The organism is Streptomyces sp. H39-S7 (genome assembly GCF_027158205.1).
Classification (GTDB): Bacteria; Actinomycetota; Actinomycetes; order Streptomycetales; family Streptomycetaceae; genus Actinacidiphila.
The window spans coordinates 1-21,524 of sequence record NZ_JAPVLU010000015.1 but is presented as its reverse complement, the minus strand read 5'-3'; the positions used below and the strand labels follow the sequence as shown (position 1 = coordinate 21,524).

The window sequence follows — 21,524 nt, the reverse complement described above, 5'->3', positions numbered from 1 at the left end:
CGCCTGGGGGCGAGCGGGGGGGGGGGCGGGGCAGCCGGAGGGCCGGTTGAGGGGTCGGCTGTCCGACCGGGCGGCGGCAGCGGCACGCGGCCCGTCCGTGACGGGCCGCATGCCGTGCTCAGCCGTGGGTCAGCAGGTCTGGCGGACGTATCCGCTGCTGCCGGCGGGTGAGACGTTCACGTCGCGGCGCACGATGCTCAACTGACCGCCCCAGCCGGCGCAGGCCTTGCTCAGGCCCTTCTTCGTGTACTCGATGACGATCACGTTGCTGCCGAAGGAGGCCGTGTAGTCGCCGCACTCGGAGTAGGCGCCGCACTCCTCGGCGACGGCGAAGTCCAGTCCGGTCTGGGTGCGGGCGCCCGCCAGTTCGGAGGTGTTCTTCTGCGCGATCGCCAGCCCCCGCGCGTGGGAGCGCGCGGCCAGCAGGGTGATGTAGGACTTGGCCGCGCCGGCGCTCAGCAGCCCCTTGGAGCGGGTGTAGCTGTCGTAGTTGTCGGGCTCGACGCCCTGGAAGCCCTTGTTCGCACAGCCGTCGATCCAGCCGCCGACCTTCGCGGCGACCCGCTGCCGCTTGTCGGCGGTCCTCAGGTCGAGCAGCGCCTCGCCCCAGCCGTCGTCGTAGACGACCTTGCCGCCGCTGTCCCGCAGCAGCAGGTCGGCGTCCCACTGGCCTTCCGCGCCGGGCTGGACCTGAAAGGCGTTGACGTAGCAGATGTTGTACAGCCCGGCCGCCGGGGACGCCTCGTGGTCACGGGTGACGACCCGTACCCCGGCCGGCGGGGTGTAGGCCTGGCCGATCTGGTAGTCGAATCCCGCGTGGGTCGGCGGCAGGGACACCGCGGCGGGCGCGCCGATGGCTTCGGGAGCCGCCAGCAGTGGAGTGATCATCGCGGCGGCCGCGGCTGTGAGCGCGGCGAGGTACCAACGAGAAGGAAGGCTGGTGATGCGCATCATCGGGCTCCAGATGATGGGAGGGTACGTCCCCGCCTCGGACGCTGACAGCGATCCTGGCGACTTTGTCCGGGCTCTCGGCTCGTGGGCCGACTACCGGCTAGGCGTACCTCTGGCGCCGAATACTCCGTTCCGGCGTTGCCCGGAAGTAAATCGAGCAGAATTGGCCATGTCAAGAGTTCAAACGTGCGCGGAAAGACCGGATACAAAGCGTTGCCGAGCAGGCACGCAGGGAAAGCTGTCCGTCGGCGGGCCACCCCGCGCGCCCGGGGTCGTTCGGCTTCCGCACCTCCGCCGCAGTTCGATCCCCGCGCCGGACGGGTAATCAGCCGCCCATGAGACGCTTCGAGGGATACGGCGTACTGATCACCGGCGCGGGCCGCGGCATCGGCGCGGCCACCGCCCGCCGGCTGGCCGGCGAAGGCGCACAGGTCCTGATCACCGACCTGGACGGGGACCCCGCCGAGACAGTGGCGGCCGGCATCCGGAAGTCCGGGGGCACGGCCGAGGCCCTGCCCTGCGACGTGGCCGACCGCACCGCGGTCGAGGCCGCCGTCGCCTACGCGGTGGAGTGCTTCGGCACCCTGGACGTACTCGTCAACAACGCCTACGCCTGCCATCCGGACACCCCGCTCTTCGAGGACGGGACGGACGAGGTCTGGCAGCGGGACCTCGACATCACCCTCACCGGCGCCTACCGCTGCGCCCGCGCGGCCCTCCCCCACCTCGCGGCCGCCCCCGACCGGCGAGGGGCGATCGTCAGCATCGGCTCGGTCAACGGCGAGCAGGACTTCGGCAACCACGCCTACAGCGCGGCCAAGGCAGGCCTGGCCAGCCTCACCCGCACTCTCGCCGGCCACGCGGCCGCCCGCGGCGTCCGCGTGAACCTGGTCGCCCCCGGTACCGTCCACACCGATGCCTGGGCGGGGCGCGAGGTCGACCTGCGGGCCGTGTCCGCGCTCTACCCGCTCGGCAGAGTCGGTCTGCCCGACGACATCGCGGCCGCGGTGGCGTTCCTGGCGTCCTCCGACGCCGCCTGGATCACCGGCGTGACCCTCCCCGTCGACGGGGGCATCCTCATCGGCCAGTTGGGCCTGCGCCGCGCCCTGAGCGGGGAGTGAACGGCCTCGACGCACCACCCCGGCGGGGTCTAGCGCCCGGCGCCGTTCTCGGCGACCCAGCGGCTCAGGGAGACCAGCGTGCTCTCCACGCTGTCCGCCATGTGCGCGAGCAGCGCGTCCAACTCCGCGCGCGTGGTGCCCAGCACCGGATCCAGACCCAGCAACTGCCAGGACTGCTCCGCCACGGTGCCCGTGCCGAGCGGGCTGAAGGTCCAGCGCCACCTGACGAGCCCGTCCACGACGAAGGCGAACGTGTCACCGGGCTCGGCCTGCACGACCTGCGAACGGCTGGCCCACTCCCGATCGCCCCGCCGGTTCCGCCCGCCGAACCAGGCGCCGGCCCGGGGACCGGCGCCGTCGTCATAGCGGATGTCACTCACGTTCGAACTCCAGGTGCTGATCATCCCCACGTCGCTCACCAGGCCGTAGACCTCCGAGGGCTGGGCGGCGAGCCACGCCTTCCGGCTGAAGCGGAAGTCCGCGGGGTCGAGGTGCTCGAAGGTGTCCTGGTCCGGAACGGTGCTGCTCACAGGCTCTCCCTGAGGGGTGGGGCGGGTGGCGGGGCCCGGCGATCGCCGGGCCCCGGTGGTGCTGGTCCGTCAGCAGTGCGGCCGGATGCGCGCGGTGAGCAGGTTGGGGTCCTGCTGGGTGAGATAGGCCGCCGAGGTCACGTACACGGTGTCCCCGTGCACGGCGAGGGCCGTGGGGTTCTGCAGGCCGTCCCGAGCGCTGAGCACGATGGTGTGGGTACCGTCGGGCTCCACGAGGGCGACCTCGTTCGTCGGGTTGAGGGCCGCCAGAATCCGGTCGCCGTGCCCGGTGAACGCGAAGTCGTCGATGCCCGGCAGCTGGTCGGCCACGATCTCGGCAGGACCCGCGGCGCCGTTCCGCCGCAGCGGGAACCGGACGACGGTGCCCTTGTCCAGGTTGGACGCCCAGACGGCACCGTTGTGCACCTTCAGGCCGTTGGCGCCGATGAACCCGTTCGACGCCAGCTCGTCGCCGCTCGCCCACACCGTCGCGGCGCCGCCGCCGACCGGTACGCGCCAGATGACTCCGCGGACCGAATCGGTGACGTAGAGCCGGCGTCCGTCCAGGGCCAGCCCGTTGGGCAGACCGTCGGCCGGCAGCGCGGCGATCCGCTCCGGGGTTCCCCCCGGGGCGAGCCGCCAGACGCCTGTGAGGTCGCTGGTACCCGTGGCATACAGGAAGTACAACGTGCCGTCGTCGGCCCTCACCAGGCCGGTGACCAGGGGGAACCCGAGGGCCGGCGTGTGCACGCCGCCGTCGGCCGGTGCGGGCAGGGTGGCCAGCACACGGATCGCTCCACCACGGGTGACCTGGGCTATCTGACGAGCGGCGGAGAAGGACAGGTCGAGACTGCCGTTGGGTTCCCGGACGATGTTCTCCGGCATCTGACCGCCGGCCAGGGCGAAATGCTGAGTGATGTGCGGGTGGGACAGCGGTGGCGCGGCAGCCGTTGCCGAGCCGGGCCAGCCGACGGTGAGGGAGGCCGCCGTGAGGGTGGCCAGCAGTACATTCCTTGCGAACTTCTCTGACACGTTTCTTCCCTGCGTCGTGGACGGTGTCGCGGTGCGGTCCCCACAGTGGGCGCGGCCGGTCCTGGGCAACCAGCCCCGGCTCTGCCTATCCCTGGCGGGGGCAGGCAACGGACGCCGTCGCCGCGCATACTCGTGGCCATGGACGCACACGGACAGCTCGGCACCTTTCTGCAGGCGCGGCGGGCGCAGCTGCGCCCGCAGGACGTCGGACTGCCGACCTACGGGGACCGCCGACGGGTTCCCGGGCTGCGGCGTGAGGAGCTGGCCCTTCTGGCGGGCGTCAGCGCCTCCTACTACACGCGCCTGGAGCAGGGGGCCTCCTGCCACGCGTCCGTGGAGGTGCTGGACGCGATCGCCGGCGCGCTGCGCCTGGAGGAGACGGAGCGGCTGCACCTGCGCGACCTCGGCACGTGCTGCCGCCACCGCAGCACGGTCCGCCGCCCCCCGGCCGAGCGACTCGCCCCGGCCGTCCGTGATCTGGTGCGCGCCCTGGGCGAAGTACCCGTCGTGGTGACCGGGCGGCGCAGCGACGTGCTGGCCTGGAACACGTTGGGGCACGCGCTGCTGGCCGGGCACACGGACCCGACCGGTCCCGACCGCCCCGCCGACCGTCCGAACATGGCGCGGCTGGTCTTCCTGGACGCCCACACCCGCGAGCTGTACGTCGACTGGCCCGCGAAGGCCCGTGCCGTGGTCGGAAACCTGCGGCTCGTCGCGGGACGCTATCTGCAGGACGCCCGACTCACCTCACTCATCGGCGAACTGGCCACCCGGAGCAGCGAGTTCGCGAGCATGTGGGCCGACCACCGGGTGCGGGCCTGCGACAGTGCCGAGTACGAACTGCGCCATCCGCTGGTCGGTTCCCTGACGATCAGGCAGCAGACCCTGACCGGGGCGTCCGATCCCGAACAGTCCCTGGTCATGGTCACCGCCGCCCCCGGCTCGCCCTCCCAGGCCGCCCTGGGACTCCTCGCCCAGGCCACCGCGGCCCCGGGGCGGAGAGCTCCCGGGACCGGGCCGGACACGGCGCTTCCAACGGTGACGCAGCCCGCCCGCGCATGCCCACCCGACCGAGATGAGCAGCATCGGACCGCTCCTCCCCCGGCGTCCGCCGCACCTTCGGACCGTTCCCTACGTGGGCTCCCGCTTCCCCGGGTCGGCGGCCGTGGCCCGCCGCCCCGACCTCGCGGCGGGCGCCAACTGCCAGTTGTTCGCGTACGGAGTACTCCGCCACTTCGGCCTGACTCCGCCGGCGCTGCGCTCCAGCGACCTGTGGGAGGACACGGCGGCCACCGTGCGCGTCGAAACCGCCGAGCCGCTCGACCTGCTGCTGTTCAACAGGAGCGAAGACCCCTACGGCGCCCACGTCGGCGTCTGGATCGATGACGACGCGGTCCTGCACCTGTGCGCGGAAGTGGGACGCCCGGCCGTCTGGAGCCTGGCCGACTTCGCGGCCCGCGAGCGGTACCGCGTCCTGATCGGGGCCAAGTCGGTGGCTGCCGCGTACCGCCCCTGACGATCGTGATCGAGTCGGCGACGCACTGTCACCAACCTGTGAAGATTCTGCGGGACGGTTGTTCTCAGCCAAGCGCGCTCGCGCGCTTCTCATCGGGGGGAACACCACATGAGCACCGTCCGCAGAGCCGCCGTCGTCCTCGCCGCCGTATCCGCACTGGCCCTGACCGCGTGCGGGCCCGCCGACGACCACGCGGGGGGCGGGACCGACGGGCCCACCGCGAGCCCGGCGAAGCCCTCCGGCCCGAGCACGTCCGCGACGCCGTCCAAGCCGGCGAAGCCCGCCGCGTCTCCCGGCAAGGGCTCGTCCGGCGGCAGCGGCGGATCGTCGTCCGACCCCGACTACGACGTCTTCCCTTGCAGCACCTACGACGTGAAGTTCACCGCGACCCTGGCGGAGCCCACGACCAGCAGCTACCTGCTGAAGGTCACCAACAAGGGCACCAAGGCGTGCACGGCACTGGGCCACCCCAGCGTGACGTTCGGCGCTCTGGACGGCCAGGCCGCGAAGCGGGGCGCGGCCCCGAGCATCGAACACGCGATCAGGCTCGAACCAGGCAAGTCGGCCTACGCCGGGCTCATGGGCGGCCTCAAGGACGGCAAGGGCAAGACCGTCAACACGATCGCCATGACCATGGACACCGAGTCGGATCTGGCACAGACGCCGCTCAAGGCCCCGACCCCCGACCTGTACGTCTCACCCGACAAGAACTCCGTGACCACGTGGATGAACAACGCGGAAGACGCGCTCAGCCTGTGAGCGCGGGGGCGCCGCGGTGGACCCGCCGATCGTGCGCGTCCACCATGACGTGGCCGGGGTCCGCGAAGGACCCCGGCCGCGCCGGTCCGATCAGCCGAACTGGCCGGGCTGATAGTCCCCGGCGGGCTGCTGGATGAGGACGTTCACGCGGTTGTAGGCGTTGATGAGGGCGATGAGGCAGACGAGGGCCGAGAGCTGGTCCTCGTCGAAGTGCTTGGCGGCATTCGCCCAGGCGTCGTCCGCCACGCCTCCGGCCGCGTCCGCGATGCGGGTGCCCTGCTCCGTCAGTTCCAGAGCGGCGCGCTCGGCATCGGTGAACACCTTGGCCTCCCTCCAGACCGCGACCAGGTTGAGCCGCGTCGGGGTCTCACCCGCGTGCGTGGCGTCCTTGGTGTGCATGTCGGTGCAGAAACCGCAGCCGTTGATCTGACTGGCGCGGATCTTCACCAGCTCCTGCGTCGCGGCCGGCAGCGTCGAGTCCGAGATCGCCTTGCCCGCCGAGTTGATGTACTTGAAGAACTTGGCCGCCAGCGGATTGCCGTAGAGGTTCGAGCGAGCTTCCATGATGCACTCCTATTGCCGTTGCTGCCGTGCTGGTTACACCTCTCTGACGGATCAGCTCGACGAGATGTGACAGGAGCGAAGGTGACCTGCGTCACGGCCTACGGGTGCAGGACGATCTTTCCGGCGACCGTTCCGGATTCGGCCAGGCGCATCGCTTCGGCGACCTGGGCGAGCGGCAGTCGGGCGGCGATCTGAGGCGTGATGTCGCCCCGCTGGAGAGCGCCGAAGACCTGGGTCAGGTCGGCGCGCAGCCGCGTCCGGAACCGGTTCTTGGCCAGGGCCCGCCCCGCCCACACGTTGAAGAAGTAGGCGCGGCGGCGGTTGGGCAGCGCGTTCCACAGCCATACCCGGCCGAGCAGCTTCAGCACGGGCAACTGCTTGGACCCCTCGTCGTCACGGGTGGAGGCGCTGCCGTAGCAGACGAGCGTGCCGCCGGGCGCGAGAAGGCTCCACGAGTCGACCGCGCTGCGGCCGCCGACGTGGTCGAAGACGGCGTCCACTCCGGCGGGCGCGAGTTCGCGGATCCGCGCGGCCACGTCCTGGGTGCGGTAGTCGACGGGGGCGACGCCGCGCTCGCGCAGGGCGTCGTGGTGGCGCGCGGAGGCGGTGCCGATCACCTTCACGCCCGCGGCGTGGGCGAGTTGGACCAGGACCGAGCCGACGCCGCCGTTGGCGCCGTGGACCACGATGGTCTGGCCGGAGCGGACGCGCGCCGTGCGGTGCAGCATCTGCCAGGCGGTGATGCCGTTGACCACGACCGTCTCGGCCTGCGCCGCGTCAATCCCGTCGGGCACCGGTACGGCGTCGGCCGCGTCGATGAGTACGTGGCTGGCCCAGCCGCCGACCTTGACCAGGGCGGCCACCCGAGTGCCGGCCAGGCCCGGTTCGACACCCTCGCCGGTCTCCAGGACGGTGCCGACCAGGTCGTAACCGGGCACGAAGGGGAACGCGGGCTGGTCGTAGTAGCGGCCGCGGCGCATCTGCTGCTCGGCGAAGGAGACCCCGGTGGCCTCCATCCGGACCAGCAGCTGGCCGGGACCCACGGAGGGAACGGCTCCGTGCCGGATCTGCAGGCCCTCCGGCTCCACCTTGCCCGGCAGAACCACTTCGACGAGTCCTTCGGCGTTCATGACGACCTCCACTGCGCTGCTTCACCGTTATGTGCATTCGCGTTCGTTAGAAGTTGTAACGCAAAACAACCGCGAGCGTCAAGAGCTTGCGTGATAGGTTCTAACTAAATGGTGAACGTGTAACCCAGACAGTGCGGACGGTGGCAGGCATGACGGAAACGGGTACGACGACGACCCCGCGCGAGCGCTACCGCGCCCAGGTGCGTGCGGACATCAAGAAGCACGCATGGGACCAGATCGCCGCGTCCGGCGCGACCGCGCTCTCCCTCAACGCGATCGCCAAGCGGATCGGCATGAGCGGGCCGGCGCTCTACCGCTACTTCGCCGGCCGCGACGAGCTGATCACCGAGCTCATCAGGGACGCGTACCGCAGCCTCGCCGACACCCTCCGCGCGGCCTCCACGACCGGCCCCGACGTCGCCACCCTGGCGCACGCACTGCGCACGTGGGCCGTGGACGACCCCCAGCGGTACTTCCTCGTCTACGGCACACCCGTGCCCGGCTACCACGCGCCCGACGACGTCACCGCGATCGCGTCCGCGACGATGGCGACCCTGCTCGACGCCTGCGACGCGCTGCCCCCGGGCGGCTCCGCGACCGCGTTCGACACCCATCTCGAAGACCACCGGCAGTGGGCCGACGGTCACCCCGCCCCCGCCGCCGCCCTCCACCGCGCCCTGACGTTCTGGACCCGGCTGCACGGCGTCCTGTCCCTCGAACTCGCCGGCCACTTCACCGGCATGGGCTTCGACCCCGCCCTGCTCTACGGGGCCGAACTGGACGATCTGCTGTCCGGCTGATCCCGCTTCCGCGGGTCGCTTCAGACCGGTGGTCGCGGTTGCGGCACAAGCGCCGGCGGCCGGCCCGGGGGCCCCGGCCGCGCAGAGCAGGCAACAGGGGCGTCACAACCGAACGGGCCGGTCCGGCGCTCCTGGCGCCCGACCGGCCCGTTCGGTACCGCTCTCCTTCGATGTGCCGGGTCCGCGCCCGGCGGGACCGGCTAGTCCGTGCCGAACTCCATCGCGGCGCGGTCCAGCATCTGGTCGTCGTCGGAGACGTCGCCGCGGGAGGCGATCGCCTCGGCGCCGCCCTCCGGCATGCTGCCGATCAGCCCGGTCGCGGCCGCCTGGGCGGCGCCGATGGCGGGGTTCGCGGTGCCGATCAGGCCCAGCGCGGCGTACTGCTCCAGCTTGGCGCGCGAGTCGGCGATGTCGAGGTTGCGCATGGTGAGCTGGCCGATCCGGTCCACCGGGCCGAACGCCGAGTCCTCGGTGCGCTCCATGGACAGCTTGTCCGGGTGGTAACTGAACGCCGGGCCTGCGGTGTTGAGGATCGAGTAGTCCTCACCGCGCCGCAGCCGCAGCGTCACCTCGCCGGTGACGGCCGCGCCGACCCAGCGCTGCAGCGATTCGCGGACCATCAGCGCCTGCGGGTCCAGCCAACGGCCTTCGTACATCAGCCGGCCGAGGCGCCGTCCCTCGTTGTGGTACTGGGCGACGGTGTCCTCGTTGTGGATGGCGTTGACGAGGCGCTCGTACGCCGCGTGCAGCAGGGCCATGCCGGGCGCCTCGTAGATGCCGCGGCTCTTCGCCTCGATGATGCGGTTCTCGATCTGGTCGGACATGCCCAGGCCGTGCCGGCCGCCGATGGCGTTCGCCTCCATGACCAGGTCGACGGGGGAGCTGTACTCCTTGCCGTTGATGGTCACCGGGCGGCCCTGGTCGAAGCCGATCGTCACGTCCTCGGTGACGATCTCGACGGAGGGGTCCCAGAACCGCACGCCCATGATCGGCTCGACGGTCTCCACGCCGGTGTCCAGGTGCTCGAGGGTCTTGGCCTCGTGGGTGGCGCCCCAGATGTTGGCGTCGGTGGAGTATGCCTTCTCCGTGCTGTCGCGGTAGGGCAGGTCATGCGCGACCAGCCACTCCGACATCTCCTTGCGGCCGCCGAGCTCGGTCACGAAGTCCGCGTCCAGCCAGGGCTTGTAGATCCGCAAGTGCGGGTTGGCGAGCAGGCCGTAGCGGTAGAACCGCTCGATGTCGTTGCCCTTGAAGGTCGAGCCGTCGCCCCAGATCTGCACGTTGTCGTCGAGCATCGCCCGGACCAGGAGCGTGCCGGTGACCGCGCGGCCGAGCGGGGTGGTGTTGAAGTAGGCACGCCCGCCCGAGCGGATGTGAAACGCCCCGCAGGTCAGCGCGGCCAGGCCCTCCTCGACCAGCGCGGCACGGCAGTCGACCAGACGCGCGAGCTCGGCGCCGTAGGTCTTCGCACGACCGGGCACCGAAGCGATGTCGGGCTCGTCGTACTGGCCGATGTCGGCGGTGTAGGTGCAGGGGACGGCGCCCCTGTCGCGCATCCACGCGACCGCTACCGAGGTATCGAGGCCGCCCGAGAAGGCGATGCCGACGCGCTCGCCGGCGGGGAGGGAGGTGAGGACCTTAGACATAGGAAGATTATGCACAATCGCGCATGGTCATGCAAGAAGAGGGTGGGTGCCCGGTGCACGCAGGGGTCCCGGCCTCAGGCGGGCAGCCGGAGGACCACCTCGTCGATCTCCTCGCCGCGCGCGTTCGCGAAACCCCGCTCCCCGCCCGTCACCACGAATCCGCACTTCTCGAGGACCCGGATGGAGCCGGCGTTGTCCGCGGCCGCGCGGGCGTGGAGCGGACGGGTCGCCACCTCGCCGAGCAGCTCCCGCAACGCGGCGGTAGCCGCTCCGCGGCCCCAGTACTCACGCCCGATCCAGTAGGTGACCTCGCGTTCCCCGGGAGGGCCGTACACGGCCGCATGACCGATGACGTCCCCGTCCTCGCCGACGACGGTGCGCGTGATGTTCGCGGGATCGTCGCGGATCCGCGTCCAGTGGGCGTCGAAGCCGGCGCGGTCCGCCGGGTCCTCGGCCGTGAACGCCGCCATCCGCACCCCCTCGGGATCGCTCGTGTGGGCGAAGAAGACCGTCAGGTCGCTGTCGTGAACTTCTCGTAGCGTGACATGCATCGGGGGCTCCGGAAGGTGATCGCCGGCGGTCTCATGAGCGGCGCGGCCCTGCCTCTCGCAGGAGACGCCGCAGGCACATCAGATCATCCCGCCCGTCCCGGGATCCGGTAACGGTGAAACCGAGCCGCCCGTACAGCGCGATGGCATCGGTGCGCCACCCGCCCGGCGCCCTAGGTCGTGTCTTCACATCCCCGTCTGGCCGACGGGGTCTGCCCCGCCCTCCGGGCGGACGACGCCTATGTGAAGACACTCCCCCGGGCGACCGGAGCTCTCCCCAGGCACGACTCGGGAGGAAACCACACAATGGGTACTCGAGCCGAGGAGTGATCATGGTTGTCTCCGGTGCCGCGAGCGGCGGCAGAAGCAAGAACCTCGTTCTCACCGCGATGATTTTCGCCGTGGCGATGACGTTCATCGACCAGACGATCGTGTCCATCGCGGTGCCCGAGATCCAGAGCGAACTGGGGCTGAGCAGCACTGGAGTGCAGTGGGCCGTCAACGCCTACCTGCTCTCCCTGGCGGCGCTGTTCGCCTTCGGCGGCCGGCTGGCGGACACCGTGGGCCATCGCAAGATGGTGCTGATCGGCGTGATCGTCTTCGCCGGCGCGTCGGCCATGTGCGGGCTCACTCCCAAGGGTGGAGCCGCCCAGGCGTGGATCGTCGCCTTCCGGGCCCTGCAGGGCGCGGGTGGCGCGATCATGTTCCCCGCCGCGCTCGCGATCGTCGTACAGACGTTCCCGCTGCGTGAACGCGGGCGCGCGCTCGCGTTGTTCTTCGGCATCGCCGGCGGTCTGACCGCCATCGGGCCGATCCTGGGCGGTTACCTGACCGAGTGGACCTGGCGGGCGATCTTCTGGGTCAACATTCCGGTGGCGCTGATCGCCCTCTGGCTGATCCTGCTCTCCCGCCCGCAGACCGAGCACCGTCCGGCGCCCATGGACTACCGCGGGCTGGCGCTCATCGCGAGCGGTGTGGCGCTGAGCGTGTTCGGCTTCCAGCAGGCGCCGATCTGGGGCTGGGGCAACCCGGGCATCTGGCTGTGCATCGTGGGCGGGGCCCTGCTGCTGGTGGTCTTCGTCCTGGTGGAGCGGGTGACCGAATCGCCGCTGATGCAGGTGCGGATCTTCCGTATCCGCCCGTTCCTGGTGCAGAACCTCGTGCTGGGCATCTCGATGCTGGTGTTCGTCCCCGTGTTCTTCTTCGCCAGCGAGTACGCCCAGATCTCCCTGGGAGAGACCTCGAAGCAGGCGGGTCTGTTCCTGCTCTACTTCTTCCTCGGCTTCGCGGTCGCCGCGCAGATCGGCGGACGGATGCTCGACCGGGCCGGCGCGAAGCGCCCGGTGGTCCTGGGGTGTGTGCTGGCCGCCGTCGGGTTCTACTGGTGGGCCGGCAAGGTCGTCGACCTGGACTTCGGTTCGCAGGTGTGGTGCGTGGTGGTGTCCGGCGCCGGCATGGGGTTCATGCTCGGCCCGGCCAGTACGGACGCGGTGAACCGCGCCTCCCGCCTGTCGTACGGGGAGGCGACCGGTATCACCCAGACCGTGCGGAACTACGCCGCCAGCCTGGGCCTGGCCATCCTCGGCACGACCCAGGTGTCCCAGTTCCGCTCACGGATCACCTCCTCCCTCGTCGCCCAGGGCACGCCGCACGATCAGGCGGTGGCGCTCGCCGGGAAGTACGCGCAGTCCCAGGGCCCGGGCACCGGGACCATCCCGGCCTTCATCCGCCTGGACTTCGCCTACTCCACCCGTACGGTCCTCTACTCCATGTCCGGGATCATGGCGGTGGCCGCGATCGTCGCCGTGTTCGGTCTGCGGCACGGCCTGCAGCACGACCCGGACGAGGCAGCTCCGGCCTCGGAGACCGCGGCGACGCCGCCGTCCTGAGGACCCGCACCACCGAAGATCTCCATGAGCGCGGCGGCCCCGGCCGCCGCGCTCACCCGTCACGGCCGGCCTCGCGCCGGCCGTGACGTTTCGCCTGCCCGGAACGCACCGCAGAGGGTCGGCGCCCCGCCGCTGACCTGTGGCGCGGTGGAGCCGCGGCCGGGAACCGCCGGGGCGCACCAACACTTTACCCGTGCCTGATGGCATGCCCTGGTCACATCTGCCAAGCTTCCCGCAGCCGTCGTCCCGACCCGGGGACGGACGGCGCACGTCACCTCTCAGCGATCCATCAGCTCTGCGCACACCCCGCGGCCTCCCCCGGCACACCCAAGCCGGCCGGGAGGCCACCGAGCAGGCCGAATCCCGGCCCCCTCAAAGGAGTTCCGTGTGAGACCCTCCCCCCACAAGGCCCTCACCGCGACCGCGTTCGCCGTCGCCGTGCTGGCCGCCGCTTCGCTCCCCGCCACCTCGGCGACCGCCGCGCCCCCCACGGTTCGCCCGGCCGCCGCAGCCTGCACACCGGCCCAGGCAGTGACCAACGGGAGCTTCGAGAGCGGCACTTCGCCCTGGAGCCAGTCGTCGACCAGCGTGATCACCAATCGCGCCGGCCAGGCCCCCCACGGCGGCACGTACTTCGCCTGGCTGAACGGCGTCGGCACCACGCACACCGACACGCTCTCCCAAAGCGTCACGATCCCCTCCGGATGCAGCACCGCCACCCTCACCTTCTGGCTGCACATCGACACCGCCGAGACGACCTCGTCCACCAAGTACGACAAGCTCACGGCGAAGGTCGGCACGACAACGCTGGCGACGTACTCGAACCTCGACAAGAACACCGGCTACGCGCAGAAGTCCTTCGACGTCTCGGCGTTCGCGGGCCAGAGCGTGACGGTCGCCTTCACCGGCACGGAGGACTCCAGTCTCAAGACGAGCTTCGTCGTCGACGACGTCGCCCTCAATACCTCCGGTGATACCACCCCGCCCGCGGACTCCACCCGTACCCCGGCGTCGCCCTCGTACACCGTCAGCCTGAGCAGCAACGCCGGTGGCACCGTCTGGACCGGCCATGAGAGCGCGACCTTCACCAACGCCTCCTCCACCCCGCTCAGCGAGGTGTACCTGAGGCTGTGGGACAACTACCACGGCACCTGCTCCGCCATGCCGATCACGGTCAGCAACGTCACCGGCGGCACCGCGGGCGCCCTCTCGGTCGCCTGCACGGCCCTCAGGATCGACCTGCCGTCGCCCCTGACACAGGGACAGACCGCCACGATCGGCTTCGACCTGGGCATCAGCGTGCCGAGCGGCGCCGACCGGTTCGGTCACGACGGGGCCTTCAACATGATCGGCAACGCCCTGCCCGTCCTCGCGGTCAAGGACGGGGCCGGCTGGCACCTGGACCCGTACACCAACAACGGCGAGTCGTTCTACGCCCTGGCCTCCGACTTCAAGGTGACCCTGGACCACCCGAGCACCTTGCTGGCACCGGCCACCGGCGCCTCGGTCGACACCCCCGGCTCCAGCGGGCGCACGATCACCACGGCGACCGCGTCGAAGGTCCGCGAGTTCGCCTGGGCCGCCGGCCCCTTCACCAAGATCTCCGGTACCTCCGCCGCCGGCACCCCGATCAACATCTACTCCGTGTCGGGCATCAGCTCAGCCGACTCCCAGTCGATGCTCACCACCGCGAAGACCGCCGTGGACGCCCACGCGGCCCGGTTCGGCGCCTACCCGTACGGCGAACTGGACGCGGTGATCGACAACAGCTTCTGGTTCGGCGGGATGGAGTACCCCGGGTTCGTCCTCGACCTCGTCAGCACCACCGCTCTCACCCACGAGATCGGGCACCAGTGGTGGTACGGCATCGTCGGTGACGACGAGTACAACAACCCGTGGCTCGACGAGGCGTTCACCGACTACGCCACCGACCTGGCGCAGAGCAAGACCGGCACGAACTGCTGGAACAGCGTCTCGTGGGCCTCGACGGCGGAGAAGATCACCAACTCGATGGCCTACTGGGACACCCACTCCTCCCGGTACTCCACCGTCATCTACGGCTACGGCAAATGCGCCCTGCACGACCTGCGGCGCGTCCTCGGCGACAGCGTGATGGCCAAGCTCCTCAAGGACTACGCCACGTCGCACTGGTACGGAATCTCGACCACGGCCGAGTTCAAGGCAGCCGCCCAGGCCGCCACGGCCACGGACCTGACGTCGTTCTGGACCCAGCACCGCATCGACGGCTGATGCGACCCCGGTTCGCCGCGGGGAACGCCAACGCGCGTCACCCGCGGCGAACCGGCCACCTCGACGGCCATATCCGCTCGCGCGGCGAGGAACCGATCACTACCGTGTGACGCCGTACGCGTTCGCGTCCACCGCACCACCGCCGTCGAGGAGTTCCCATGCCCCCGCTGATGACGCTGACGGCGATCACCCTCGACTGCGCCGATCCCGAAGCGCTGGCCGCGTTCTACCAGCAGGCGACCGGGCTCGCCCAACATCCCCGTTTCGATGGCGACTTCGCCGGCCTCACCCGCGACGACGGGCTCTTCTTCGGCTTCCAGCGCGTCGACGACTACCGGCCTCCGCGCTGGCCCGGCCAGATCGTGCCGCAACAGAGCCATCTGGACTTCAGGGTCGACGACCTCGACGAGGCGGAAACCGCGCTGCTGACGCTGGGCGCGACCAGACCGGAGGCGCAGCCGAACGAGGCGGACTGGCGCGTCCTCCTCGATCCGGCCGGGCACCCCTTCTGCCTGACCACGAAGTGACGTCGCGGGCCGGGTCGCGCGGTCCGCACCGTCGCGTCCCGTAGGAGACAACCCCGACGGATACCCCGACCCCGGGAGGTGCCGACCCTCACCAGCGCCCGGGTGCGGTCGATCCGCTCCGATGATCCGGCCGTACCGCGTGAACGCCAGGATGGAAATCGCTCGGACCTCACGCGTCCGACTCGCCGATCCTGGAGACGCACCATGAACCTCCGCACGCGCACCGCACTGGCCACCTGCCTCGTCCTCGCCGTCGTGACCACCTCGCTCGCCGCCTCCCCCGCCTTCGCCGCCTCCCCGTCCCCCGCGCCGTCATCGGCCGCTCCCTCCGCCACGGAGTCGCCCTCGCACCCCGACGCCGAGGCGCTGCGCGCCGCGATCGCCGGCCTGCCGGACGCCGACGCCACCGCGGCGCTCGTCCGGGTCGCCGGCACGGACGGCAGCTGGCACGGCTCCAGTGGTGTCGCCGAGATCGGCACCGGCCGGGAGGCGTTGGAGCAGGGGCGCTTCCGCATCGGCTCCACGACCAAGGTGTTCACCGCGGCGGTGGTGCTGCAACTCGCCGCCGAGCACCGGATCGACCTCGGCGCACCCATCCAGGAGTACCTGCCGGGCCTGCTGCCCGGCCATCCCCCGATCACCGTCCGCCAACTCCTCAACCACACCAGTGGGCTTCCGGAAGCCCACGAGGACCGAACCTTCGACGAGGCCTACCAGCACCGTTTCGACACCGTCACCCCACGGCAGCTGGTCGCGGCCTCGGCCGCCAAGCCGATGGAGTTCGCCCCCGGCACCCAGCAGCACTACATCGGTGTCAACTACACACTGCTGGGCCTGCTGATCGAGAAGACCACCGGCTGCTCGTACGAGGAGCAGGTCGCCCGGCGCGTCCTGCGGCCGCTGGCACTGCGCCAGACCTCGTTCCCGGGAACCGACCCCCGCCTCAACGGCCCGCACAACCACGGTTACCAGGCCGTACGGCGTCCCGACGGCACCACCGAGCTGCGCGATGTCACGCTGTGGAATGTCAGCGATGTGTGGGCCACGGGCAACCTGATCTCGACAACAGCGGATCTGGAGCACTTTCTGACGGCGCTCTTCCGCGGCCGGGTGGTCCCCGCGGAGCAACTGGCGGAGATGTTCACCGTCCCGGAGGGCATCCCCCTGTACGGCAGCGACCGGCCCGCCGAACACAGTGCCGGCCTGACGCGCTTCACCTTGCGGGACGGCACGGTGGGCTGGGGCAAGACCGGGGGCCTCTACGGTTACAACACCGCCATCCTCGCCGCCCGCGACCTGTCCCGCACCCTCGTCTACTCGGTCAACGCCACGAACGCCCGGGACCGGGAGATGAACAGCGTCGTCGGGCGCGTCATCACCGCCGCGTTCACCCGCTGAGCCCCGCGTGTTGCCGAACCGGCAACAGCGCTGGCCCCGACCGCCCCGTTCTCCGCATCCTGGTGTCCTGATCTTGTCGTAGGACGGATCGAGAACTCGGGAGGGGTTCATGCCGCAGCAGACCGCAGACGTCACTCACCGGCTGGTCCCCTCGCCCGCGGGCCGGATCCACGTGGTGGAGCAGGGCGAGGGACCACTGGTGCTGCTCGTGCACGGCTTCCCGGAGGGCTGGTACTCCTGGCGCCACCAACTGCCGGCACTGGCCGCGGCCGGGTACCGGGCGGCCGCCCTCGACGTCCGCGGCTACGGCCGGTCGTCGCGGCCCGAGGGGACGGACGCCTATCGGATGCTCCACCTGGTGGAGGACAACGCCGCCGTGGTGCACGCCCTGGGCGAGCAGACGGCCGTGATCGTCGGCCACGACTGGGGAGCGACCATCGCGGCCGACTCCGCCCTCGTCAGGCCCGACGTCTTCCGCGCCGTCGGGCTGCTCAGCGTGCCCTACGCCCCGCGCGGCGGACCGAGGCCCACGGAGATCTTCGCGCAGATGGGCGGGGAGGACGAGTTCTACGTCTCCTACTTCCAGCAGCCCGGTCGCGCCGAGGCCGAGATCGAGCCCGACGTGCGCGGCTGGCTCAGGGGCTTCTACGCCGCCCTGTCCGCCGACACCATGCCCGCGCCCGGCGCCCCGACCCCGCACTTCGTCTCCCCCGCCGGGACGCTCCGCGAGCGGTTCCCGACCGGTCCGCGGCCCGTTTGGCTCAGCGCGGAGGACCTCGACGTGTACGCCGGGGAGTTCGAGCGGACCGGTCTGACGGGCGCGCTCAACCGCTACCGCACCATGGACCGGGACTGGGAGGACCTCGCGGACTTCGACGGCGCCCCCATCACCCAGCCGTCCCTGTTCCTCGGCGGCGGCCTGGACCCCTCCACCACCTGGATGAGCGATGCGATCAAGGCGTTCCCCGCCACGCTGCCCGGACTGCTCGCCTGCCACCTCCTCGACGGCTGCGGCCACTGGATCCAGCAGGAACGCCCCGACGAGACCAACCGGCTGCTCATCGAGTGGCTCGCCGCCCTGCCGGCCTGACACCCGGGAGCCCGGACACGGACCACGCGGACCGGTCAGGAATCAAGAAGCGTCGCTCGGCCGGGTCACCTACGGTGACGGTCAGAGGCGATTTCGGGGCCTTCCCGGTCGTCCTCGTACCGGACACATCCGGGTCGCCATGACCCGCAACGCAGGGAGTGACCATGACCGGCTCCGCCACCCAGGGAATCAAGACCGTGCTGCACCCCGTCTCCGATCTGGCGAAGGCCAAGGCCGTGTACGCCGCCCTGCTCGGCGTCCAGCCGACGACCGACGCTCCCTACTACGTCGGCTTCGAGGCCGCGGGACAGCACATCGGGCTGGTACCGACCGGTGGGCCGCAGGACGCGGCCTCACCGGTCGCGTACTGGCACGTGCCCGACATCGCGGCGAAGCTGGCCGAGGTGACCGCGGCGGGTGCCACCGTCAAGGAGGCGGCGCACGACGTCGGCGGCGGCCGCCTGGTGGCCACCTTCACCGACGCGGACGGCAACGTCCTCGGGCTGGTCCAGGACCAGTGAGCGCCGACCCGGCCGCGGGCTGAAACGCCGGCGGCCGGAAGGCCATTGCCCCGAACGCGCCGCCCCGGTAGAACCGGACGTACGGTCGCGGCCGGCCGGAGCGAGCCAGGTGACGCCGGCGGAGACCGCGGGCGCGGCCCCCTCACGGATGGAGACACGCACAGCATGGCCAAGAGGACCGACAAGCAGTCGCCTGCGCAACACGTTGCCGACAGCCACGACCTGATCCGCGTGCACGGCGCGCGGGTGAACAACCTCAAGGACGTCAGCATCGAGATCCCCAAGCGACGGCTGACGGTGTTCACCGGGGTCTCCGGCTCGGGCAAGAGCTCCCTGGTGTTCAACACGATCGCCGCGGAGTCGCAGCGTCTGATCAACGAGACGTACAGCGCCTTCGTACAGGGCTTCATGCCGACCCTGGCGCGGCCGGAGGTCGACGTCCTCGACGGGCTGACGACCGCGATCATCGTCGACCAGCAGCGGATGGGGGCCGACCCCCGCTCCACGGTCGGCACCGCCACCGACGCCAACGCGATGCTGCGCATCCTCTTCAGCCGGCTCGGGAAGCCGCACATCGGCCCGCCCAGCGCGTACGCCTTCAACGTCCCCTCGGTCCGGGCCAGTGGTGCCATCACCGTCGAACGGGGTGCCAAGAAGGCGGTCAAGGCCACCTTCAACCGCACCGGCGGCATGTGCACGCGCTGCGAGGGCCGGGGCAACGTCTCCGACATCGACCTCACCCAGCTCTACGACGACTCCAAGTCGCTCGCCGAGGGCGCCTTCACCATCCCCGGCTGGAAGTCGGACAGCTTCTGGACCGTCCGGGTCTATGCCGAGTCGGGTTTCCTCGACCCGAACAAGCCGATCCGCAAGTTCACCAAGAAGGAGATGCAGGACTTCCTGTACCGGGAGCCGACCAAGGTGAAGGTCGAGGGCGTGAACCTCACCTACGAAGGGCTGATCCCCAAGATCCAGAAGTCGTTCCTGTCCAAGGACAAGGAGGCCCTGCAACCGCACATCCGGGCGTTCGTGGAGCGGGCGGTCACGTTCAGCACCTGCCCCGAGTGCGAGGGCACCCGGCTCAGCGAGGGCGCCCGGTCGTCGAAGATCGAACGGATCAGCATCGCGGACGCCTGCTCGATGCAGATCAGCGACCTGGCCAAGTGGGTCGGCGGCCTCGCCGAGCCGTCGGTGGCTCCCCTGCTCACCGCGCTGCGGCAGACCCTCGACTCGTTCGTGGAGATCGGCCTCGGCTATCTCGCGCTGGACCGGCCGGCGGGCACCCTGTCGGGCGGCGAGGCGCAGCGCGTCAAGATGATCCGCCACCTCGGCTCCTCCCTCACCGACACCACCTACGTCTTCGACGAGCCCACCGCGGGCCTGCACCCCCATGACATCCAGCGGATGAACAACCTGCTGCTGCGGCTGCGTGACAAGGGCAACACCGTGCTCGTCGTGGAGCACAAGCCGGAGACGATCGTGATCGCCGACCATGTCGTCGACCTCGGTCCCGGCGCCGGCACGGCCGGCGGCACGGTCTGCTTCGAGGGCACCATCGAGGGGCTCCGTGCCGGCGACACCATCACCGGCCGGCATCTCGACGACCGCGCCGCTCTCAAGGAGACCGTGCGCAAGCCCACCGGCACGCTGGAGATCCGCGGCGCGACCGCCAACAACCTGCGCGACGTGGACGTCGACATCCCGCTCGGCGTGCTCGTCGTCGTCACCGGCGTCGCCGGCTCCGGCAAGAGCTCGCTCGTGCACGGGTCGATCCCCGCCGGCGAAGGCGTGGTGTCGATCGGCCAGGGCCAGATCCGCGGCTCGCGACGCAGCAACCCGGCGACGTACACCGGACTGCTCGACCCGATCCGCACCGCGTTCGCCAAGGCCAACGGCGTCAAGCCGGCCCTGTTCAGCGCCAACTCCGAGGGCGCCTGCCCCACGTGCAACGGCGCGGGCGTCATCTACACCGACCTGGCGATGATGGCAGGCGTGGCCACCACCTGCGAGGAGTGCGAGGGCAAGCGGTACCAGGCGTCGGTGCTCGAACACCACTTCGGCGGCCGCGACATCGCCGAAGTGCTGGCCATGTCGGTGGCCGAGGCCGAGGAGTTCTTCGGCTCCGGCGAGGCGCACACCCCGGCCGCGCACCGCGTCCTCGTCCGGCTCGCCGACGTCGGGCTCGGCTACCTGAGCCTGGGTCAGCCGCTGACCACGCTCTCCGGCGGCGAGCGGCAACGGCTCAAGCTGGCCACCCACATGGCCGAGAAGGGCGGCGTCTACGTCCTCGACGAGCCGACGACCGGGCTGCACCTCGCCGACGTCGAGCAGTTGCTCGGCCTGCTCGACCGCCTCGTCGACTCCGGCAAGTCCGTCATCGTCGTCGAGCACCACCAGGCGGTCATGGCGCACGCCGACTGGATCGTCGACCTGGGCCCCGGCGCCGGCCACGACGGCGGCGCGGTCGTCTTCGAGGGCACACCCGCCGACCTCGTGGCCGACCGCTCCACCCTCACCGGGGAGCACCTGGCGGCCTACGTGGGCGCCGGACCGCAGCCCTCGCGGACCCCGTAGGAGGCGCGCTGCCCCCGTACCGGAGCCCACCGGGCCGGTACGGGGGCGCCCTTCTCGATCCGGCAGGCGTCCGACCCGCTGCGCGCACCCCCGTCTGTGGCACGATCGCTCATGTGACGAGCAAACCCACCGCGGAACAGCGGCTGCGCGACCTCGCGCTGCTGCGCCGCGTCCGCGACCGGATCGACCGGGAGTACGCGCAGCCCCTGGACGTCCTGGCGCTCGCCCGCGGCGTGAACCTGTCGGCGGGACATCTCAGCCGCGAGTTCCGCCTCGCCTACGGCGAGTCGCCGTACTCCTATCTGATGACGCGGCGCATCGAGCGGGCGATGACGCTGCTGCGGCGGGGCGACCTCAGCGTCACCGAGGTCTGCTTCGCGGTCGGCTGCTCGTCCTTGGGGACCTTCAGCACGCGGTTCACCGAGCTGGTCGGGGTGCCGCCCAGCACCTATCGGCGCGAGGCGGCGAGCGCGACGGCGGGGATGCCGTCGTGTGTGGTGAAACAGGTGACCCGGCCTATCCGGAATCGGGAAGCAGGGGCGCCGGACGGCGGCTAGTGCGTTGTCCAGGAACGTTGGCCGGGTGTGATTAGGCGGCTTTGGGTCGTGGTCGGCCCCAGCGTTGTTGGCGTTCGCTGCGGACTTTGGCGCGTTCTCGGCGTTGGGCGGCCAGGACGTC

Annotated in this window: 19 protein-coding genes and 1 pseudogene; 13 read left to right on the top strand and 7 right to left on the bottom strand. The window is 70.8% G+C overall.

Annotated elements, in window-relative coordinates; all coding sequences use genetic code 11:
• Positions 1-129: 129 nt before the first annotated feature.
• Entirely contained in the window at positions 130-888 is a 759-nt protein-coding gene (locus O3X23_RS16325; protein WP_269272258.1) for an endo alpha-1,4 polygalactosaminidase, read from the bottom strand.
• Between the two features lie 398 nt (positions 889-1,286).
• Here O3X23_RS16325 and O3X23_RS16320 point away from each other — a divergent pair, with 398 nt between their 5' ends.
• Positions 1,287-2,072, top strand: a complete 786-nt coding sequence (locus tag O3X23_RS16320) for an SDR family NAD(P)-dependent oxidoreductase (protein WP_269272105.1) — start codon at positions 1,287-1,289, stop codon at positions 2,070-2,072.
• A gap of 29 nt (positions 2,073-2,101) precedes the next feature.
• On the opposite strand, the gene O3X23_RS16315 is transcribed toward O3X23_RS16320, so the two are convergent.
• Positions 2,102-2,602 (bottom strand): SRPBCC family protein, encoded by a 501-nt coding sequence (locus tag O3X23_RS16315; RefSeq protein ID WP_269272104.1) that lies wholly within the window; start codon positions 2,600-2,602, stop codon positions 2,102-2,104.
• A 69-nt stretch (positions 2,603-2,671) separates the two neighbouring features.
• Entirely contained in the window at positions 2,672-3,634 is a 963-nt protein-coding gene (locus O3X23_RS16310; protein ID WP_269272103.1) for an SMP-30/gluconolactonase/LRE family protein, read from the bottom strand.
• Positions 3,635-3,772: 138 nt separating this feature from the next.
• Between O3X23_RS16310 and O3X23_RS16305 the strand changes: the two are divergent.
• The 3 genes and pseudogenes from O3X23_RS16305 to O3X23_RS16295 form a co-directional block, all read left to right on the top strand.
• Positions 3,773-4,660: pseudogene (locus O3X23_RS16305) on the top strand (helix-turn-helix domain-containing protein); the annotation flags it as partial.
• A 49-nt stretch (positions 4,661-4,709) separates the two neighbouring features.
• Positions 4,710-5,150, top strand: a complete 441-nt coding sequence (locus tag O3X23_RS16300; protein ID WP_269272102.1) for a hydrolase — start codon at positions 4,710-4,712, stop codon at positions 5,148-5,150.
• A 108-nt stretch (positions 5,151-5,258) separates the two neighbouring features.
• Positions 5,259-5,909: a DUF4232 domain-containing protein gene (locus O3X23_RS16295; RefSeq protein WP_269272101.1), complete on the top strand. Its 651-nt coding sequence runs from the start codon at positions 5,259-5,261 to the stop codon at positions 5,907-5,909.
• Between the two features lie 90 nt (positions 5,910-5,999).
• On the opposite strand, the gene O3X23_RS16290 is transcribed toward O3X23_RS16295, so the two are convergent.
• Both O3X23_RS16290 and O3X23_RS16285 read right to left on the bottom strand, forming a co-directional pair.
• Positions 6,000-6,473, bottom strand: coding sequence for a carboxymuconolactone decarboxylase family protein (locus tag O3X23_RS16290; protein WP_269272100.1), 474 nt, complete (start codon positions 6,471-6,473; stop codon positions 6,000-6,002).
• 98 nt (positions 6,474-6,571) lie between these two features.
• Positions 6,572-7,603 carry a medium chain dehydrogenase/reductase family protein gene (locus O3X23_RS16285; protein WP_269272099.1) on the bottom strand — a complete coding sequence of 344 codons (1,032 nt, stop codon included), beginning with the start codon at positions 7,601-7,603 and terminating at the stop codon, positions 6,572-6,574.
• 149 nt (positions 7,604-7,752) lie between these two features.
• Between O3X23_RS16285 and O3X23_RS16280 the strand changes: the two genes are divergently transcribed.
• Complete coding sequence (locus O3X23_RS16280; protein WP_269272098.1) at positions 7,753-8,403, top strand: TetR/AcrR family transcriptional regulator; 651 nt, start codon at positions 7,753-7,755, stop codon at positions 8,401-8,403.
• Positions 8,404-8,603: 200 nt separating this feature from the next.
• Here O3X23_RS16280 and argG read toward each other — a convergent pair whose 3' ends face one another.
• Both argG and O3X23_RS16270 read right to left on the bottom strand, forming a co-directional pair.
• A complete protein-coding gene (gene argG, locus O3X23_RS16275) occupies positions 8,604-10,049 on the bottom strand; it encodes an argininosuccinate synthase (protein WP_269272097.1) in 1,446 nt (481 codons plus the stop codon).
• A 74-nt stretch (positions 10,050-10,123) separates the two neighbouring features.
• Entirely contained in the window at positions 10,124-10,600 is a 477-nt protein-coding gene (locus O3X23_RS16270) for a GNAT family N-acetyltransferase (protein ID WP_269272096.1), read from the bottom strand.
• Between the two features lie 329 nt (positions 10,601-10,929).
• Between O3X23_RS16270 and O3X23_RS16265 the strand changes: the two genes are divergently transcribed.
• The 8 genes from O3X23_RS16265 (at position 10,930) to O3X23_RS16230 (ending at position 21,403) form a co-directional block, all read left to right on the top strand.
• Complete coding sequence (locus O3X23_RS16265) at positions 10,930-12,486, top strand: MFS transporter (RefSeq protein ID WP_269272095.1); 1,557 nt, start codon at positions 10,930-10,932, stop codon at positions 12,484-12,486.
• Between the two features lie 387 nt (positions 12,487-12,873).
• Positions 12,874-14,736 carry a M1 family aminopeptidase gene (locus tag O3X23_RS16260; protein WP_269272094.1) on the top strand — a complete coding sequence of 621 codons (1,863 nt, stop codon included), beginning with the start codon at positions 12,874-12,876 and terminating at the stop codon, positions 14,734-14,736.
• A 158-nt stretch (positions 14,737-14,894) separates the two neighbouring features.
• Complete coding sequence (locus tag O3X23_RS16255) at positions 14,895-15,263, top strand: VOC family protein (RefSeq protein ID WP_269272093.1); 369 nt, start codon at positions 14,895-14,897, stop codon at positions 15,261-15,263.
• Between the two features lie 204 nt (positions 15,264-15,467).
• Positions 15,468-16,661, top strand: coding sequence for a serine hydrolase domain-containing protein (locus O3X23_RS16250; protein ID WP_269272092.1), 1,194 nt, complete (start codon positions 15,468-15,470; stop codon positions 16,659-16,661).
• Between the two features lie 109 nt (positions 16,662-16,770).
• Positions 16,771-17,751, top strand: a complete 981-nt coding sequence (locus O3X23_RS16245) for an alpha/beta fold hydrolase (RefSeq protein WP_269272091.1) — start codon at positions 16,771-16,773, stop codon at positions 17,749-17,751.
• A gap of 164 nt (positions 17,752-17,915) precedes the next feature.
• Positions 17,916-18,272, top strand: a complete 357-nt coding sequence (locus O3X23_RS16240; protein WP_269272090.1) for a VOC family protein — start codon at positions 17,916-17,918, stop codon at positions 18,270-18,272.
• Between the two features lie 165 nt (positions 18,273-18,437).
• Positions 18,438-20,846, top strand: a complete 2,409-nt coding sequence (locus O3X23_RS16235) for an excinuclease ABC subunit UvrA (RefSeq protein WP_269272089.1) — start codon at positions 18,438-18,440, stop codon at positions 20,844-20,846.
• A gap of 113 nt (positions 20,847-20,959) precedes the next feature.
• Positions 20,960-21,403, top strand: coding sequence for a helix-turn-helix transcriptional regulator (locus O3X23_RS16230; RefSeq protein ID WP_269272088.1), 444 nt, complete (start codon positions 20,960-20,962; stop codon positions 21,401-21,403).
• The last annotated feature ends 121 nt before the right edge of the window (positions 21,404-21,524 follow it).